At 39.7% G+C, this 18038-nt stretch carries 13 protein-coding genes and 1 pseudogene; 10 read left to right on the top strand and 4 right to left on the bottom strand.

Annotation, left to right across the window (positions count from 1 at the left end; all coding sequences use genetic code 11):
• Window positions 1–9: 9 nt before the first annotated feature.
• From O3798_RS02805 to mvk, 3 genes are read right to left on the bottom strand one after another with little or no spacing between them, the layout of a single operon-like run.
• On the bottom strand, window positions 10–1119 hold the full coding sequence (locus tag O3798_RS02805; protein WP_371463129.1) for a phosphomevalonate kinase: 1110 nt from the start codon (window positions 1117–1119) through the stop codon (window positions 10–12).
• Window positions 1097–2119, bottom strand: coding sequence for a diphosphomevalonate decarboxylase (mvaD, locus tag O3798_RS02800; protein WP_371463127.1), 1023 nt, complete (start codon window positions 2117–2119; stop codon window positions 1097–1099). Before mvaD ends, O3798_RS02805 begins: the two co-directional genes overlap by 23 nt.
• Window positions 2116–3090, bottom strand: coding sequence for a mevalonate kinase (gene mvk / locus O3798_RS02795; RefSeq protein ID WP_371463126.1), 975 nt, complete (start codon window positions 3088–3090; stop codon window positions 2116–2118). The genes mvaD and mvk overlap by 4 nt, the downstream gene beginning before the upstream one ends.
• Window positions 3091–3260: 170 nt before the next feature.
• Between mvk and coaA the strand changes: the two genes are divergently transcribed.
• The 9 genes and pseudogenes from coaA (at window position 3261) to O3798_RS02750 (ending at window position 16225) form a co-directional block, all read left to right on the top strand.
• Window positions 3261–4184, top strand: coding sequence for a type I pantothenate kinase (gene coaA, locus O3798_RS02790; RefSeq protein WP_371463124.1), 924 nt, complete (start codon window positions 3261–3263; stop codon window positions 4182–4184).
• 417 nt (window positions 4185–4601) lie between these two features.
• Window positions 4602–5105 (top strand): isoprenylcysteine carboxylmethyltransferase family protein, encoded by a 504-nt coding sequence (locus O3798_RS02785; protein ID WP_371463122.1) that lies wholly within the window; start codon window positions 4602–4604, stop codon window positions 5103–5105.
• Window positions 5106–5144: 39 nt separating this feature from the next.
• Window positions 5145–6008, top strand: coding sequence for an MBL fold metallo-hydrolase (locus O3798_RS02780; protein WP_371463121.1), 864 nt, complete (start codon window positions 5145–5147; stop codon window positions 6006–6008).
• A 196-nt stretch (window positions 6009–6204) separates the two neighbouring features.
• Window positions 6205–9000 carry a DNA methyltransferase gene (locus O3798_RS02775; RefSeq protein ID WP_371463119.1) on the top strand — a complete coding sequence of 932 codons (2796 nt, stop codon included), beginning with the start codon at window positions 6205–6207 and terminating at the stop codon, window positions 8998–9000.
• A gap of 335 nt (window positions 9001–9335) precedes the next feature.
• On the top strand, window positions 9336–10889 hold the full coding sequence (gene guaA, locus O3798_RS02770) for a glutamine-hydrolyzing GMP synthase (protein ID WP_371463118.1): 1554 nt from the start codon (window positions 9336–9338) through the stop codon (window positions 10887–10889).
• 409 nt (window positions 10890–11298) lie between these two features.
• Window positions 11299–13506, top strand: a complete 2208-nt coding sequence (locus tag O3798_RS02765) for an AAA family ATPase (protein ID WP_371463116.1) — start codon at window positions 11299–11301, stop codon at window positions 13504–13506.
• Between the two features lie 130 nt (window positions 13507–13636).
• A pseudogene (locus tag O3798_RS02760) lies at window positions 13637–13929 on the top strand (DUF2871 family protein).
• Between the two features lie 141 nt (window positions 13930–14070).
• Window positions 14071–14997: a DUF4268 domain-containing protein gene (locus O3798_RS02755; RefSeq protein ID WP_371463114.1), complete on the top strand. Its 927-nt coding sequence runs from the start codon at window positions 14071–14073 to the stop codon at window positions 14995–14997.
• A 91-nt stretch (window positions 14998–15088) separates the two neighbouring features.
• Complete coding sequence (locus tag O3798_RS02750) at window positions 15089–16225, top strand: acyl-CoA dehydrogenase family protein (RefSeq protein WP_371463112.1); 1137 nt, start codon at window positions 15089–15091, stop codon at window positions 16223–16225.
• Window positions 16226–16299: 74 nt separating this feature from the next.
• Here the strand turns inward: O3798_RS02750 and O3798_RS02745 are convergent, their stop codons facing one another.
• Complete coding sequence (locus O3798_RS02745) at window positions 16300–16839, bottom strand: TetR/AcrR family transcriptional regulator (RefSeq protein WP_048783802.1); 540 nt, start codon at window positions 16837–16839, stop codon at window positions 16300–16302.
• A 164-nt stretch (window positions 16840–17003) separates the two neighbouring features.
• Between O3798_RS02745 and O3798_RS02740 the strand changes: the two genes are divergently transcribed.
• Window positions 17004–17885 carry a DMT family transporter gene (locus O3798_RS02740; RefSeq protein WP_371463110.1) on the top strand — a complete coding sequence of 294 codons (882 nt, stop codon included), beginning with the start codon at window positions 17004–17006 and terminating at the stop codon, window positions 17883–17885.
• Window positions 17886–18038 lie beyond the last annotated feature (153 nt).

Here is an 18038-nt window from a genome sequence, read left to right as displayed (position 1 = left end):
TAATCTCCTTTACCAGGCTTCAGCGATAGAAAGCGGAAGCACTTGAATTTGAGCCTTGGCCCATTGGTTTTCGATTTGTTGTCGTTGTTGTTCGTTTTGTGTAAAGCAAATGCCACAGTCGCCACCACCAGCGCCAGACGTTTTTGCGCAGGCGCCATTTTGTTCTGCGAGGGCGCAGAGTGCTCGGAGTGCAGGGGTTTCAATTTCTAGTTGTATCACTCGTGCAAATTCATTTAGCAATGCACGGTTAGCACGGATGCCTTCTTTTAAGGCTGGGATATCTTGTTTGTTCCAAGCTGTTTGTAGTCCTTGAACGATGGCGTGACTCTTTCCTAGAAATTCCTTGTAAAATGCGCTATCGGTTTCGACTTTCCGTTTCTTCTCGGTGGCTTGAATCAGTGAATCTGTGATAGCGACTTGTCCTGTCCATCCTACTAATAGGGTGAAGTTTGGGATTTCTGGAAGGCGCTCAATCGTGAGGTCTTTCCAGTCGGAATCGCAAATTTCTTTAATTGATTTGTTTTGTAATTGTTCGAGTAATTCGCCTCGGTCTGGGCTTGTGTAATACACCATTCCTCTAAAAGAAGAGGCGGCGATATCTCCAAAGGATCCACGTTGGGATAAGCGGAGATTCGTTAAAACACTCAGCTTATAGACGAGTAGAGGCGTGCGCGGAGTCTTGTAAAAATCAAGAACGGCTTGAATCGTTGCGACTACAACGGCACCGCTGGAACCGAGTCCGTATTTAATGCCACGCTTGGCGTCATCGAGTTCACTCGTAATTGCTAGCGAGTAGAGTGCGTTCGTTGCTGTGCCGCATTCACGAACATATTGCTCTGCGACCAGAATCGCTTCTTCAACTAGTCTATAGGGATGGTCTTCCTTTGCGCAGAACAGTTCTCCTTCGCGCGTCCATTCCACAATGACGTCTGGATTTTGCGTAGACGTTAAAGTTCCTACACTAGTAGCTTCGTCGATGGTGACGGTTAAGTAGCGCGACACTGCTGCAACAATGGCGCCGTGTCCGGGTTCGACAACCGCATATTCTCCGGCCATAAAGAGTTTACCGGGAGCTTTTGAAGTAATCGTCACGCGCTCACTTCCCTTCGAAAGCCGCACAAGAAGCGTTCCATTCGTCTTCCGTCAATGTGCGAATGCCTTCTCCTGGAAGCGTAGGGATGAGTTTTTCACTCGGGAATACTTTGCCAAGCTCTTCCATAATCGCTGGAATATCACTTGCCTTGCAAATCACTTTGACGTTTGGTCCAGCATCCATCGTGAAGTAGGCTGGAATGCCTCGTTCTTCTCGAATTGTGCGAATCGTTTGTTGGGCGATAATACTCTCCGGTTCGAAATAACAGAATGGAGGGTTACTTGCTAGCATCGTAGCGTGCATTTTCATGCCGTTAAATTCTGCAATAGAGCCGATACGATGAATGTCGCGGTCCTTGATGGCCTCTTTGATGTCGGCTAAATCGGTCGCCGCTGAAGTGACCCAACCTTCGTAAAATGGTGAAGTCGAAACGGTTAATTCCATGCCGGCACGACTCGAAATTTTCTTCTCGGCCGCGCTCACGACGATAATAATCATTCCGATGTCAAAATTCGCATCGTCGACAGGGATGGCCATGCTGTTCTCGTTGGAGTCGCCCTTGTTCCATTCGACAAATCCGCCAAAGAGACTACGAGTAGCACTGCCGCTTCCACGACGCGCGTAAGTCGATAATTGTTGAGCAGGCATACGAAGGCCTGTCGCCTCGTTCATCGCGCCTGCTAGTGCCGCAAAGGCGGAAGCAGAGCTCGCAAGGCCGGCTGCTGTTGGTACGAAGTTCAAACTCTCAACACGAGCACGACGCGTATCCCCAGTTTCAGCGCGGAACAAGTCTAAGAAGCGCGTGATCTTAGCCGTCGCCGCTTCGTCTTGTTTCACCCCGTTAAGATAGAACTCGTCTTCAGTTAAGGCGTCTGTGAGTTCAACTTTTGTATCGGTATAAAAGGCTTCGAGGGTCAAAGAAAGGCTACTATTCATCGGAATGAAGAGCTCCTTATTTTCCTTTCCCCAATATTTAATCAGTGCGATATTCGTATGCGCACGCGTGATTCCAATGTTCGATGTCATTTGGTATTCTCCTTTTTCGCCAGCGACTGAATCCAGACCGCCTGCGCTCCTTGTTTCATGAATTGTTCTTGTAAATGAAGGGCATCTTCCTCGGTTTCGACGAGGGCAATCATACATCCGCCGAGGCCACCGCCTGTGACTTTTGCCCCAAGTGCGTTGTTGTGATGGGCCGTATCGACGAGTGTATCGATGACGTCATGCGATACGCCAAGTTGTTGGAGGCGTTCATGGTTTTCGCTCATCAGTTGCCCTAGTTTTTGTGGGTCTTGTTTTTCGATGGCCGCTTTCGTTTCATTGACGATAGCGCCAATCGATTGGACCGCATCCGAACCCGTTTCCTGTGTAGTAGGGTCGATGATGCGTGCTTGCAAGGTACTCACATGCTGCACCGCTTGCTTCGTATTCCCAGTAACACCCGAATCGGCAATCACGAGGTACGCTGGCATATCGAGGTGGAGCGTTTGTAGTTCTTGTTCTTTTTGGAAAAATACAGGACGCGTCCCGCTCGTTGTCGCCGTATCGACGCCGCTTGGATTTCCATGCGAAATCGTTTCAGCTCCCTGAACGATGTCCCATAAAGTTTCTTCAGGAAGTGTCGCATCACAGAAATCAAAAATAGCACGCACCACTGCAACGCTGACTGCAGCGCTCGAGCCCATTCCACGTTCTGCAGGAATCGTTGACTCAATCGAGAGCGTAAAAGTATGAGCCGTCACTTCTTTTTCAGAGGCTACTTTGAACGCTTCGCGAATCGCAAATTGTAGCCCTGCCATTGAAGTAGGCATCTCGTTTACGACACCTGTATAAAGTGCACATTGAATCGTTTGGCCCTCTTTTGCAGAGACGATATCCGCCTTCACGTAAACCGCGTCAATCGGCAAAGCAATCGCTGGTTCGTGGTACACAACGGCATGTTCACCGGCAAGAATAATCTTCCCGTTTGCCAGTCCTGTTCCTGTTTGTGGTTTCATACGACAAATCCTTTCCTTATATTCACTTTTCATTCTACTAAATCCACGCCCTTACGTAAACAAACACGGCGATTTCATGGGAAAAACTTAAATTTATAAGAAATAGAAACCGTGTTCAACTTATGGTACAATTCAAGAATAGGACTCAGTAGCTGAAGGAGACGAATCCGTTGAAAGAAAACGAGACGTATTACAAAATTCAAAGAAGTGATTGGAGCCAGTACGAAGGCGCACATCCATTCACAATGACGAGAGAAGAACTTGCGCACTTAACTTCATTAAACGACCGCATTTCCCTACAGGACGTGCAAGAAGTGTATGTGCCAATGCTCGATTATTTCGATTTGTACTTTAAAAAACATATTGAATTACGCACAGAGGAACAACAATTTCTTCATCAAACGAAGAAGACAGTGCCGTTTATTATCGGGGTGTCAGGGAGTGTGGCCGTTGGGAAGAGTACGACTGCCCGCTTGATGCAAACGATGCTGCAACAACGCTATCCGGATAAGCGCGTGTTCCTAATGACAACGGACGGATTCTTATTACCGACGCAAGAGTTGATTAACCGCGGTATTTTAGATCGCAAGGGGTTCCCGGAAAGTTATGATATGGAAGCTCTCGTTCATTTCTTACTCGAAGTGAAGACGGGAAATCCAAGCGTGGATGCGCCGGTATATTCGCATGAGATTTACGATATTGTGCCCGGGGAAGTGCAGACGATTGAGTCGCCTGACATCTTGATTGTTGAGGGGATTAATGTGTTGCAACTACCGCCAAATCGTGAAATTTACGTGAGTGATTTCTTCGACTGGTCGATTTTCGTGGATGCCGACGCTACGCTGATTGAGCAATGGTACTTGGAGCGTTTCGAATTATTGATGGACCGTGCGAAAACACAGCCGGATAACTATTACTATCAATATGCGATTGGGAATCGTGCGGATGCGATTGCGATGGCGAAAGATGTGTGGCAGAAGACTAACCTGAAGAACCTTAAGGAATACATCTTACCAACGAAAACCCGCGCCGACTTCATCCTACATAAAACAGTGGGACATCATATAGATTTTGTGCAAATAAAGAAATATTAGGTACATCGATTACTCAAAATCCTTGCGGATTTGTTTATAGTCGCTGTAATGGGGCACCGGATTGAGCCTACGTCTCAATCTCTACCAAGCTTCAAACTGACTCTACGGGTTACACCCTAGAGTCAGTAATTCACATTGGTTGCTATCCCCCATTACTGCGATTATAAAATCCGCTCGTTTTTTCGTAATCGATTTATTTTTTGTACAAAATTATGTGTGCACTGTTTTTGTAGGTGAAGCGGTACGGGATTCTTAGTAAGAGTACGGGGAATCGTAAGAAAGAATACATCTACGACGGCTCTAAAAATTTAATTTTTAAAAGCTCAAAATCCTGTTTAAAACGCGGAATAGTAGTGGTAAAATGTAGGTGAAAAATTGTAGCTTGTAGTATGGTTTCTTTAACAATGAGGTGAGGACATGTACTTAAAAAGTGATCAAGATAAACATCAAAAATTGCCGACTTATGGTGTTGGGCCGTATCTCGTGGTTTGTATAATGGCGATGAATTTGACTGGATGGATGTTGCGTCAGTCAGTGCTCCAGAGTGGACTATTAAAGGGTGGATTCAAAGATTTGTTTGATTTAATTGGATTCATCTTAATGTTCGTTGCGACGAGAATCTGGTGGCTTAGCGTGGTGAAGTCAGATATTGATACGAGCATCCAAAACAATGAACTCAAGACGTCTGGAATTTATGCGCGCACACGCAATCCGATTTACTTTTCGTGGTGGCTCTGCGGCATTGGGAGTATCCTAACCATGCATAATGTGTGGTTGCTGATTCTTATTCCAATTCAGTGGGTGATATTAACCGTTGTGATTCGAAATACCGAGGAAAAATGGCTCTACGAACTACACGGTGAAGCCTATAAGGACTATTGCGCGAGAGTGAATCGATGGATTCCGCTCAAGAAAATTTGATTTTAGAATCGCCAAGACAAAAGAATCAAGGTGATAGCGATGGCGAAAAAGGATTCTTTAAAGCAACAAAAGTTCATGTCGTTTATGTTTAGAGGAAAGGAAATTTTCAAACCACTAAACACGGGGCATATCGACGAAAGAGTGAGTTGTATCCGAGAATATGTGGCCAATATTTACTTTTACACTAAAGACGGTTACACGATTATGATTGATGCAGGGTATAACTATGACAGGCTTTCCGAAAAAATGCGGTGGCTCGATATTCGACCGGAAAGTATCAAGGAGATTATTATTACGCACCAGGATACGGATCACGTTGGAGCGATTGAAGTGGATAGCCAGGAGTTATTTAAAACGGCAAAGATTTATGTAGGCCGTGTGGAGAATGAGTATTTGGAAGGCCGAGTTCGTCGCAAAGTGTATTGGGGACTGTATAAACTTCCACAAGTGCATATCGAAAATGACAAAACATTGATAGAAGATGGGGAGATTTTCTATATTCACGATATTAAAATCGAAGCCTTCCTTGTGCCTGGTCATACGTGGGGACATTTAGTGTATTTAATCGATGATGGGTATTTGTTTACTGGAGACACGATTTGGTTTGGTGCAGACGGTGGTTATGCGTTTTTAAACACGCTCGCAGAAGATAGAAAATTACAAAGTGTATCGTTGAAACGACTAGAAGAAAAGCTCAGAAAGAGAAATCTTTCGCTAAAAATCATTACAGGTCATACCGGATGGACAGATGATTTTGAGTTTGCATTTCGTCATGTGGATGAAATCTGCAATGCCTTGAGGCGCAAACCGAAAGTGCAAGATCCGAAAGCTCCGTATGATGGGTTTGATGAAAGTGGCGATACCGAGGACAAAGCAAGAACGGTAATTCTTGAAAAATGTTAAATGAATACAATTTCTAGCCAGTAGCATGTCTATTGGCTAGTTTTTTTGTTACATTGTAAGTAAGTTTAAAAATATAAGGGAATATTTAAATTATTTGTTTTGCGAATATCAAAATTAAATTGAAAAAAGTAAGGTTTCAAGGATGAGTATTTGATATAATACCAATGAACTCAAAAATTGATTAGGGGTAGGATAAATGAATTTAAAGGAGCAACAAAAACAAGCTAAAGCATTCATTGAAAGATGGGGAAATAGAGGGAACGAACGTCAAGATACGCAATCGTTTTGGTTAGATTTATTGCGATCCGTATATGGAATTGAAAATCCTTCTGAATATATTAAGTTTGAAGATACTGTAATGATGGACCATACAAGTTTTATGGATGGTTATATCGACGCTACCAAAGTTCTAATTGAACAAAAAGGAGCAAATAAAAATCTTTCAAAGGCGATTAAGCAATCAGATGGTTCGTTTTTAACGCCTTTTCAACAGGCAAAACGTTATTCAGCAAATTTACCTTATTCAAAACAACCACGTTGGATTATTACATGCAATTTCAAAGAATTTTACGTATACGACATGGAAAAACCTCATGGAGAACCTACTGTTATTCGCTTAGAAGATTTAGAAAAAGAAGCTTATAGGCTTGAATTTATAGTTGGTACAACCAATGAGCATCTTGAACGTGAAATGGCCATTTCGATGGAGGCAGGAGAGATTGTTAGAGAAATCTATTCAGGACTTCTAAAACAGTACAAAAATCCTGATAATCCAGAGAGTCTCCATGCGATGAATCAGCTAATTGTTCGATTGGTTTTCTGCTTTTATGCAGAAGATGCGGGAATGTTTGGCAAGAAGACTATGTTCCATGATTATTTAGCACGTTTTTCTAGTCGTGATTTTAGACGTGGATTGCTGGATTTATTTAATGTGTTAAATACACCAATTGATGAGCGTGATCCGTATCTAGATGATGAATTATCTGCATTCCCATATGTTAACGGTGGAATGTTTGCTGAAAATAACCTTGAGGTACCACAGTTTACTGATGAATTACGTGAATCAATCTTAGAACACGCTTCTTCAAGTTTCGACTGGTCGGAGATTAGTCCTACAATTTTTGGAGCGGTATTCGAATCTACATTGAATCCGGAAACTCGACGTAGCGGTGGTATGCACTATACATCAATTGAAAATATCCATAAAGTGATTGATCCGTTGTTTTTAGATGCATTGAAAGAAGAATTAAATGAAATCAGACAAATTAAACAACCTGCTACCTTGAAAAATCGTGCTCAACAATTCCAAGAAAAACTATCTCGCTTGGTATTCTTTGACCCTGCTTGTGGTTCGGGAAACTTCTTAACAGAAACTTATTTGTCACTTAGACGATTGGAAAATGAAGCTATTAAATTATATGTAGGGGATACAGTACTTCTTGATGTTGGGTATGATTTAGTAAAAGTTAAAATCAGTCAGTTATACGGCATTGAGATTAACGATTTTGCGGTATCTGTTGCGAATGCTGCATTGTGGATTGCAGAAAGTCAAATGTTGGAAGAAACAATGAGCATTGTATATTCGAATATTGATTTTCTTCCAATCAAGTCATACAGCAATATTGTAGAAGGAAATGCATTGAGTCTTAATTGGGAGGAAATTATTCCAAAAGATAAATTAAGTTATATCATTGGTAACCCACCATTTTTAGGGTATTCACTTCAATCACCTAAACAAAAAGCTGACTTATTGAGTGTATATGTTGATGAAACTGGGAAACCATATAAAACAGCTGGGAAAATTGATTTTGTTTCTGCTTGGTATTTTAAGGCGAGCCAGATTATGCAGAATACATCTATCCGCACTGCCTTGGTATCAACCAACTCAATTACACAAGGAGAGCAAGTAGCCAGTGTCTGGAGGCCACTCTATGAACGATTTGGAATTCAAATTGATTTTGCACACCAAACGTTTAAATGGAACAGTGAGGCTAAAGACAAGGCGGCTGTTCATTGTGTAATTATCGGTTTTTCATGTACTGAAAATAATGGTACTAAATTTTTGTTTAATGGGGAAAACATTGAATTAGTCGATGAAATAAATCCTTACTTAAAACAAGGGAAAACTGTATTTATAGAAAATATTAGCAATCCAATTTGTCCAGTGACTAAAATGACTACTGGGAATCGTCCTGCAGATGGTGGACATCTAATTATTGAAGCAGAAGAATATGCTGATTTCATTAGACACGAACCTAAAGCTAAAAAATACATTAAACGATTGACCGGCGCCGCAGAATTCATTAATAATAAAGACCGCTATTGTCTATGGTTAGTAGATGTTTCACCTAAGGAGTTACGTTCGATGCCTCTTGTTATGGAACGAATCGAGCTCTGCCGTCAAGCTAGGTTAGCAGGTGCAGCAGATAGACAGAAATTAGCAGAGACTCCTACTATTTTTAGAGAACAAAAGAATCCTGACTCATACATTATTGTGCCAAGCACATCGTCGGAAAACAGAAGATATATACCAATTGGATTTTTAGATGGTGAAGTTATTCCGACTAATTCTGCAACAATTATTGAAGATGCCACACTCTACGACTTTGGCATTCTAACATCCAATGTCCATATGGCATGGATGCGCACAGTTGCTGGAAGGCTTAAGTCAGATTATCGTTATTCTGCTAAAATTGTTTATAACAACTTCCCATGGCCAACAGTTACAGAGGAACAGAAACAATTTATTGCTAATACGGCACAAGGGATATTAGATGCACGTGCGTTATATCCAGATTGCTCTTTAGCAGATTTATATCATGAATTAACAATGCCAGTTGAATTACGTAAAGCTCATCAAGCGAATGACATTGCAGTTATGAAAGCGTATGGAATGATTAAAAAGGTAGATGGCAAAGATACTTTCTTAACTGAAAGTGAAACAGTAGCAAAACTATTTGAAATGTATCAAGAATTAATTGAAAAGAAATAAATCAATCTCTAGCCAGTAGTACGTCTATTGGCTAGTTTTTTGTTAAAAAGCAAAATGTAGCATATTTGCTACTGTAGCATATATGCTACATTTCAAAAAATTAAAACACAATTTTTGAACGTCATGTCAACATGTAGAAACGTTGATTTGATAATGTTTGTAAAGGTTGCATCGATTGAGTGTACACTCTATATACTAATTTATATATCCGAATGAAAGCTTGGTGTGACGCGGAAAACGGGCCTGAAAAATCCGAACAAAAAATTCAGTTTTTTAAAGTAATTTTCGTGCTTTTCTGTTACAATGAAAAAGAACTAAAACTAAGGAGGCCTCTTATGACAGCTCAAACCACTTCATTAGAAAAGATTATCGTGCTCGACTTCGGTAGTCAGTACAATCAGTTGATTACGCGCCGTATTCGTGAATTTGGTGTGTTCAGCGAGTTGCTACACAACGATATTACAGCCGAAGAAATTAAGGCACACGGCAACGTAAAAGGGATTATTTTCTCAGGGGGACCACATAGCGTTTATGCAGAGGATGCTTTTACCGTGGATCCTGCGATTTTTGAATTGGGAATTCCAGTGCTTGGGATTTGCTACGGGATGCAACTGACAACGCATCTGTTCGGTGGGAAGGTAGAATCGTCTACAACGCGTGAATATGGTTCTGCGAAAGTCGATGTCTTTAACACGACTTCAGGCATTTTTAAAGGGTTAGCTGAAGAGGAAGAGGTACTCATGAGCCACGGAGACCGTATTACTGCGATTCCTGAAGGGTTCAGCGTGACGGCTTCGAATGCGCACACGCCATTTGCGGCTTTTGAAAATCAAGAACGTCGCATTTACGGCGTACAGTTCCATCCAGAAGTGCGTCACAGTATTCACGGAAACGACATGCTTCGTAACTTCGTATTCGATATTTGTGGGGCAACAGGCGACTGGTCGATGGACAGCTTTATTGAAATGGAAATTGCGAAAATTCGCGAAAAAGTGGGTCATAAGAAAGTCTTACTTGGGCTATCTGGCGGGGTAGATTCAAGTGTCGTTGGGGTTCTCTTGCAAAAAGCAATCGGTGACCAACTCATCTGTATTTTCGTAGACCACGGCTTGCTTCGTAAAGGGGAAGGCGACCAAGTGATGGAGAGCCTCTCTGGTAAATTTGGCCTCAATATTATCCGCGTGAACGCGCAGGAACGTTTCCTATCGAAACTAAAAGGCGTAAGCGACCCTGAAGAAAAACGGAAGATTATCGGAAATGAGTTCGTGTACGTATTCGACGACGAAGCGGCAAAACTCACGAACGTGGATTTCCTTGCGCAAGGAACGCTTTACACAGATATCATCGAATCCGGAACGAAAACAGCGCAAACCATTAAGTCTCACCATAACGTAGGGGGACTTCCAGAGGATATGCAATTCGAACTGATCGAACCATTGAACACACTCTTCAAAGACGAAGTGCGCGCACTTGGAACGGCGCTTGGCATGCCAGACTCTATCGTATGGCGCCAACCGTTCCCAGGACCAGGGCTTGGAATCCGCGTGCTTGGGGAAGTGACCGAAGAAAAACTTGAAATCGTCCGCGAATCTGACGCTATCTTACGCGAAGAAATCGCCAAAAACGGCCTTGAACGAGACGTATGGCAATACTTCACGGTGCTTCCAGGCATCCGCAGCGTTGGGGTAATGGGAGACGGTAGAACGTACGACTACACGATCGGAATCCGTGCCGTAACGAGTATCGACGGCATGACGAGTGACTTTGCTCGCATCCCTTGGGAAGTGCTGCAAACCATCAGCGCCCGCATCGTCAACGAAGTAGCCCACGTCAACCGCGTCGTCTACGACATCACGAGCAAACCGCCGGCTACAATTGAGTGGGAGTAGGGAGGTTCTAAAATTTTTATACTAGAGATGAAGAAACCATTGCTGGAATGAATAGTATTTCACTGGATACAGATTCACTCAAAAAGAGTATAGAGAATAAAATCAATTACAGTTATTTATATGAAGTGTTTGACAAGTATCATGAAATGGAATTAGATCCTCTGCAAACTTTAAATTGCCATGAGGATTTGTTAAAAGATACGACTGGAAAGTATGAGGTTTAGGATTTAAAAAGAACTATGTCACTACTCTAAATTTCCTAAAGTCAATTTTTGAGATTTAACAAATAATTTATTTAGCAAACATTTAGATATAATTTTAATTTACTTAAGTGCCCATAACTTCTGATATCTTTATTGTAAAACAGGTCCATATGAATAGTTGTTTGGAAATGGAAAGAGGAGGAAATATGATTAAATCAATCAGCATGAAAAGCTGTGCTACATATCCCTTAGAAGGTGCTATTATTGAAAATTGTCAAAAAATTAATTTTTTTTATGGCCCTAATGGGAGTGGCAAATCTACAATTAGTAACTTTTTGTATAATCAAACAGATCCAAAATATTCTATGTGTGAGATTAATTGGGGAAATAATACATGTATGGACGTTGTTGTTTATAATAGAGATTTCCGTAACCGCCATTTTAAAGAGGATATAGATGGGATATTCACACTGGGGGAGGCAACAATTGAAGATATACAAGAACTTGAAGAAATGAAAAAGATACGGGATAAAAAGCAAGAGGAGTACTCAATTAGAGAGAATAGTTTAAATAAGAAAAAAGAAGAGGAAAAACAATTTAAAGATAATTTTAGGGATACTGTCTGGAATACAATTTTTAAGCAAAATGAAAATGATTTTCAAGAAGCATTTAGTGGTTTGAGAGGTAATAAAGAAAAATTTAGAGATGAAGTTTTAAAAAGATATAATAAAACACATTCTTCAAGAGAAACAAGAGAATCGTTAATTAGACTCTCAAACACATTGTTTTCAAGAAAACCTGAAAAGTATAATACTGTTAATATGGAAGTTGAAGAATTGCTTTGTGAGCTTACAAAGATTGAAAAGGATTTAATTTGGGGAAAGATAGTGGTAGGTAATCAAGATGTTCCTATTTCCAAACTTATTAGATCTCTTGACAATGCAGATTGGGTTAATAAAGGTCGTTCATATATTAGTGAGAACGGCATATGTCCTTTCTGCCAGCAAAAAACAATCACAGAAGATCTAGAACAACAACTAAACACTTTTTTTAGTGGCGAATATGAAAGAGATATCCAACATATAAAAAGTTTGACTGAGAAATATCAAAGTTTATCGGAAGCGTTGTTTTCTAGTTTTAGCAGTGTTGCCAGCAATGAATTTATGGTTAGTTGTGGGGAGTTAGATATCTCGAAATACAATACTTTGTTAGAAACATTGGAAATGCAGTTTGCTATCACATTGGAAAAAATGTTATCGAAAGAAAAAGAACCCAGTAAAAAGATAATACTCGGGGAAAGTCAAGAAATAGTAAGTGAGTTATTAGCTATGATTTCCAATGCCAATACAAATATTATTAATCATAATAATATAGTTGATAACTATAATGATGAAAAGAAAAAACTAGTTGATGCTGTTTGGGAATTTTTAATGGATGAGCAAGAGGCGTTAATTAGTAGTTATCTTAAAAGTTTAAATTCTTTTGAAAAAGCAAAGCAAGGAATTCAAAAAGGTATTGATTCTTGTAAAGAACAATTAGAAGAGTTGAAAAATAAAATTTTTGAAGCAGGAAAGAATATTACAAGTGTGCAACCAACGGTTGATGAAATCAATCGCTCACTAAATGCTTATGGCTTTACGAATTTTCAAATTGTTCCATCGCCTGCAAAAGAGAATTTTTATCAAATACAGAGATTGGATGGGACGCTTGCCACAAACACATTAAGCGAGGGGGAAGAAACTTTTATATCGTTTTTGTATTTTCTTCAGTTTGCTAAAGGATCAATGGATGCATCTAAAGTATCTTCAAAGAAGGTTTTAGTTTTAGATGATCCAATATCTAGTCTAGATAGTACAGTTCTTTATATAGTAAGTTCGATGGTAAAATCATTGATTAAAGATATTCGTGATGGTAAATCAGATGTTGAACAAATTTTTATTCTTACACATAATGTTTTCTTTCATAAAGAGGCGTCCTTTGTTGATGGAAGAACAAAAATATTGAATGATGTTAATTATTGGATTATTAGTAAAGACAATAATATAACGTCAGTAAGGTCATTTGAAAAGCATAATCCTATAAAAACTTCTTATGAACTTCTATGGCAAGAATTAAAAACAAATACAACGGCATCTTTAGTTACCGCGCAAAACATCATGAGAAGAATTCTAGAAAATTATTTTAGTATATTAGGTAAGGATATTGATGAAGAAATTATTAATTCCTTTGATACGCTGGAGAATAAGATGATATGCCGTTCGCTGATAAGTTGGATTAATGACGGTTCGCATTCTATTCCAGATGATTTATATATTGATAGTTATACAGATTCAACTGAACGATATAAAGTGGTTTTTAAGGAAATTTTTGTTAAAATGGGTCATCAAGCACACTATGATATGATGATGGCATAGTATAGACTTTACTTAGTAGAAAAACTTGAATAATTCGCATCACTGCAACAGAAATAATATATTTAGAGAAAGAAGGAAATTCACGAAGCTCTATGGCTTTACAGCCGAGACACATCTTGGGAAATTATACGTGCATACTTTAGTTCTAGGATTCGTGTTGCCCCTCATTTTCTATCTTTTAACAAAAGGATATGATGTAGATCGCATTGCTACGTTGAAGAAACCAATCTATATCTACATAGAGGATTGACTTTCTCGATTGTCATGATGGCGATTATCGGGATTTACGAAGTCGTGAGCGAAGGGCAACAACTCGTGAGCAATGGTGCTCTAGCAGGGATGTCCGGTCTCGGCCACATTACACTTTCTATCGGCCTTGTCTGGACTGTTGTTAAGATTTTCCAGTATGAATCGGCAAAATAAAGAACCTACAAAAGTCAGTCGTGATAACGGCGGGCTTTTTCTTTAGAAAAGGGTGTATAAACTGGTTTAAAGTGGTATACTTCAGTGTGAAGGGTTTAATTATTAAGTGTATAAATTTATATCAATTTGAGGGGGATTACTTTGGAATTTGGAAAGTTGAAAGAAGTAGATGTGAGAGAATTATGGAAGCATGAGCAATATAATTTCTCTGAATGGTTAGCAAAAGAAGAAAACATAGAAATGCTTGGGGATGAAGTTGGAGTAACTTTTGCTGAAATTAGAAAAGAAGTTTTTGTTGGTGCATACAGATGTGATCTAGTTGCACAGGATGAAACTAGTGGAGCAAAGATCATTATTGAGAATCAGTTAGAAGCGACAAATCACGATCATTTAGGGAAAATTATTACTTATGCTTCAGGTCTAGAGGCAACGGTTGTTATTTGGATTGTTAAGGAAGCTCGCGAAGAACATCGGAGTGCAATCGAGTGGCTAAACAGTAAAACAACAGAAGATGTGTCATTTTTCCTAATTGAAATCCATGCTTATAAAATTGGAGATTCATTGCCTGCACCTAAATTTGAAGTTGTTGAAAAACCTAACGATTTTGTAAAAACAACAAAAGGAAATTCAAGGAGTGGAGAATTAACATTTATAGAATCAGAACGCTTGAACTTCTGGACTCAGTTTAATGAGGTTATTAAAGAAAGAGACAAACCTATTAACATATGTAAAGCTACAACGAATCATTGGTATAATGTTAGCTTAGGAAGTTCTAAAGCTAATTTATCAATAACTCTAAACACAAAAGAAAAAGCAGTAGGTATTGAGGTTTATATTCAGAATGATAAAACTTTATTTGATCAATTATATGCTTTGCGAGAACAAATAGAAGACGAGACAGGGTTAACATTCGATTGGCAAAGATTAGACGGTAAAAAAGCTTCAAGAATTCGTTATCTAATGGATGGGTTAGACTTTGAAAATCAAGAAAATTATCCAGAATTAATGAATGAAGTACTTGATCAAGTTATAAAAATGAGAAAAGTATTTAAGAAGTACATTAAATAGAATAATATCGATTAGATAGGCAACTTAAATTTTGCCACGGTCTCCTTAATATTTTATACTATCGTTGTATAAGATATTAAGGAGGCTTTTTATGTTTTTATCGGAAGAGTTATTACAAGAAATTCATGAGCGTGCACCGCGTTATGACAAAGAGAATGTGTGGCCTGCGGAAGACTATGCAGCGCTAAAAGAGGCGGGATACTTGAAAGCGTTCGTGCCAAAAGAGTACGGCGGATTCGGTCTCTCATTAAAAGAGATTGCGCAAGAACAAACGCGTCTTGCGATGGCGGCTCCAGGGACTGCGCTTGGGGTGAACATGCACCAAATTATTGTCGGCCTTGGCAAGCACATGGTTCGTTTTGGCAACAAGAAGGGAGAACAAATCCTTCGCGATGCTGCAGAAGGCAAGTTGTTGGCGTTTGGGATTTCTGAACCTTCGAATGACCGCGTGTTATTCGGTTCGATTTCTGAAGCTCGTCCGGAAGAGGGCGGCGCGTATCGTTTTTACGGCAAGAAAGTCTTCTTATCTATGGGAAAATATTGCGACAAGTTGGTTTCATTTGGGCAAGATAATACAGGCGAGTCACCACTCTCAGTATTCGCGTATTTAACACCAGACAAAGAAACGTTTATCGTAAAAGACGACTGGGATACAATGGGCATGCGTGCGACGCAATCAAACAGCGTTGAGTTAAAAGGCATCTTCGCGGCAGAGGAGCAAATTTTAACGAAAGTGGCTCCTGGACCAAGCTTTGATCCAGTGGTATTCGGTATTTTCGCGTACTTCGAAATTTTACTAGCGGCAACGTACTTTGGTATCGGGAAACGTGCGCTAGAAATCGGGGTAGAGACAGTGAAGAAACGTCACTCTGTATCCAATGATGCGCCTTATGCCAACGATAAAAACATTCGCTGGAGAATTGCGGAAGCGGCGATTATACTAGACGGCATTCAACCACAAATTAACGAATTGAGCGACACGCTAGAAGCAAGCACAGAATATAGCTTCATCTGGTTGCCTCGTTTATCTTCTATTAAGAACCGTTCAGTGGAAGTATCGAAGAAAGCCGTGGAAGAAATCGTTCGTGCTAGCGGGGGAAGTTCATACTTCAACCGTACAGAATTATCTCGCTTATACCGCGATGTGTTGGCTGGCTTGTTCCAACCAAGTGACCAAGAGTCATTACATGATGCGTGGGCAAATATTCTCTTAGGACCAATTCAATAATTTTATTTATATAGTAGAAAAGCTCGCTTGCGTGGTGCAGGCGAGCTTCTTTGTCGAAAGAAATAGCGAAAGGATTAACGAATTAATTGCATATAATACTCAACAACCACTTCTGGAGGAAGAGACATTCCGTTACTCGACCACCATTTGACAGTTTCCGCAAAACTCGTCACATAATGATTAGTGACGAACGCCTTAGGGATGGATTTATTTGCGCTGTTAGAAAAATCAGCAAAAAGAATGGTTAAGTGTTGCTTAAAGTATCTTAAAAAGAGTTCACTGTTTTCATCAATCAGAAATGCGCTAATCTTATTTTTTTGCTCTCGTAGATGCCATAATAGATGAGAGAGTTTACTGGATAATGCGCTGTTTCGATCCTTTAAAGTGCATGAATCGTCAGTGTGAAGACTTTCGAAGATATGGTCAAAAATCTCTTCGCAAATAGCGTTTAATAATTCGTCTTTTGTCTCGAAGTGTGCGTAAAAAGTGCTCCGTCCAACATTGGCGGTATCGATAATGTCTTGCACAGTAATTTTACTGTAACGCTTCTTTTCTAAAAGAAGACTAAAAGCTTCAAAAATAGCTTTTCGTGATTTTTGTTGTCGTCGATCCATAGGAAGAATCCTCCGTACAATTTATTAAAAATGTTCGTTATCTTACAGAAATACTAAAATGACTGTTGTTTTGAAAAATTATAATTCTATATAATTACGATACAAAGTGTTCGATAGTGTACAAAATATACAGTATTTATTATTAGATTTCAAGGGGTGAGTATATGAAACAAGAGATGCGGAAGGGGATAATCATGGCGATACTTGCTGCAGTACTATATGCGGTGAGTTCTCCTTTTTCAAAAGTATTATTAAATGAAATGCCACCCACATTAATGGCAGGATTTTTATATTTAGGTGCGGGTGTTGGAATGAGCTTGATTGCAGTTTTAAGAAGAGTGAGACAAGCGGAAACCACTGAGATTCATCTCAGTAAAGCCGAATTGCCGTATACGGTTGCTATGATTTTATTAGATATAGCAGCGCCAATCTGTTTGTTGATAGGGCTAAGCGCAACAACTGCTGCGAATGCCTCTTTGTTAAATAATTTTGAGATTGTTGCGACTGCGCTGATTGCGTTAGTAGTTTTTAAAGAACGTATCAGTAAACGGTTATGGATAGGAATTCTTTTCGTAACCTTTTCTAGTGTTATCTTGTCTTTTGAAGATTTTTCGAGTCTAGAGTTTTCCTATGGTTCTTTATTTGTATTATTGGCTGCTGTTTTCTGGGGATTGGAAAATAATTGCACCAGAAAACTTTCTTCCTGTGATCCGTTAGAGATTGTCTTGTTAAAGGGAATATTTTCTGGAATTGGCTCTATCGTAATTGGTTTAGTGCTTGGTGAGAGATTGATGAATCTTTGGAGCGTCATTGCGGTTATGGCTTTAGGAATTGTGTCTTATGGACTAAGTATTTATTTTTATGTCCATGCTCAACGCCTTCTTGGGGCGGCAAGAACCAGCGCTTATTATGCTGTTTCTCCATTCATTGCATCTTTCCTGTCTATTCTAATTTTTGGTCAGATGCCAGAAGTTACTTATTTTATTGCACTAATATTGATGGCAGTGGGAGCATGGTATTCTTCCCACGATGGTATTGAAGAGTAAAATATAGTAGAAAAGCTCGCTTGCGTGATGCAGGCGAGCTTATTTTTTTGGTTGAACAACCGAAATGTAACATATAAGTTACGTGAAGTGCACCCTGTCAAGTAGACAGGAAAATAAATAAAGTGTATGACGAGTTCTTATGAACTCGTCTTT

It is taken from the genome of Granulicatella sp. 20925_1_45 (assembly GCF_041433555.1).
Taxonomy (GTDB): Bacteria; Bacillota; Bacilli; order Lactobacillales; family Aerococcaceae; genus Granulicatella.
Note: the sequence above shows the minus strand (reverse complement) of the source record. Positions and strands in the feature narration are given on the sequence as shown.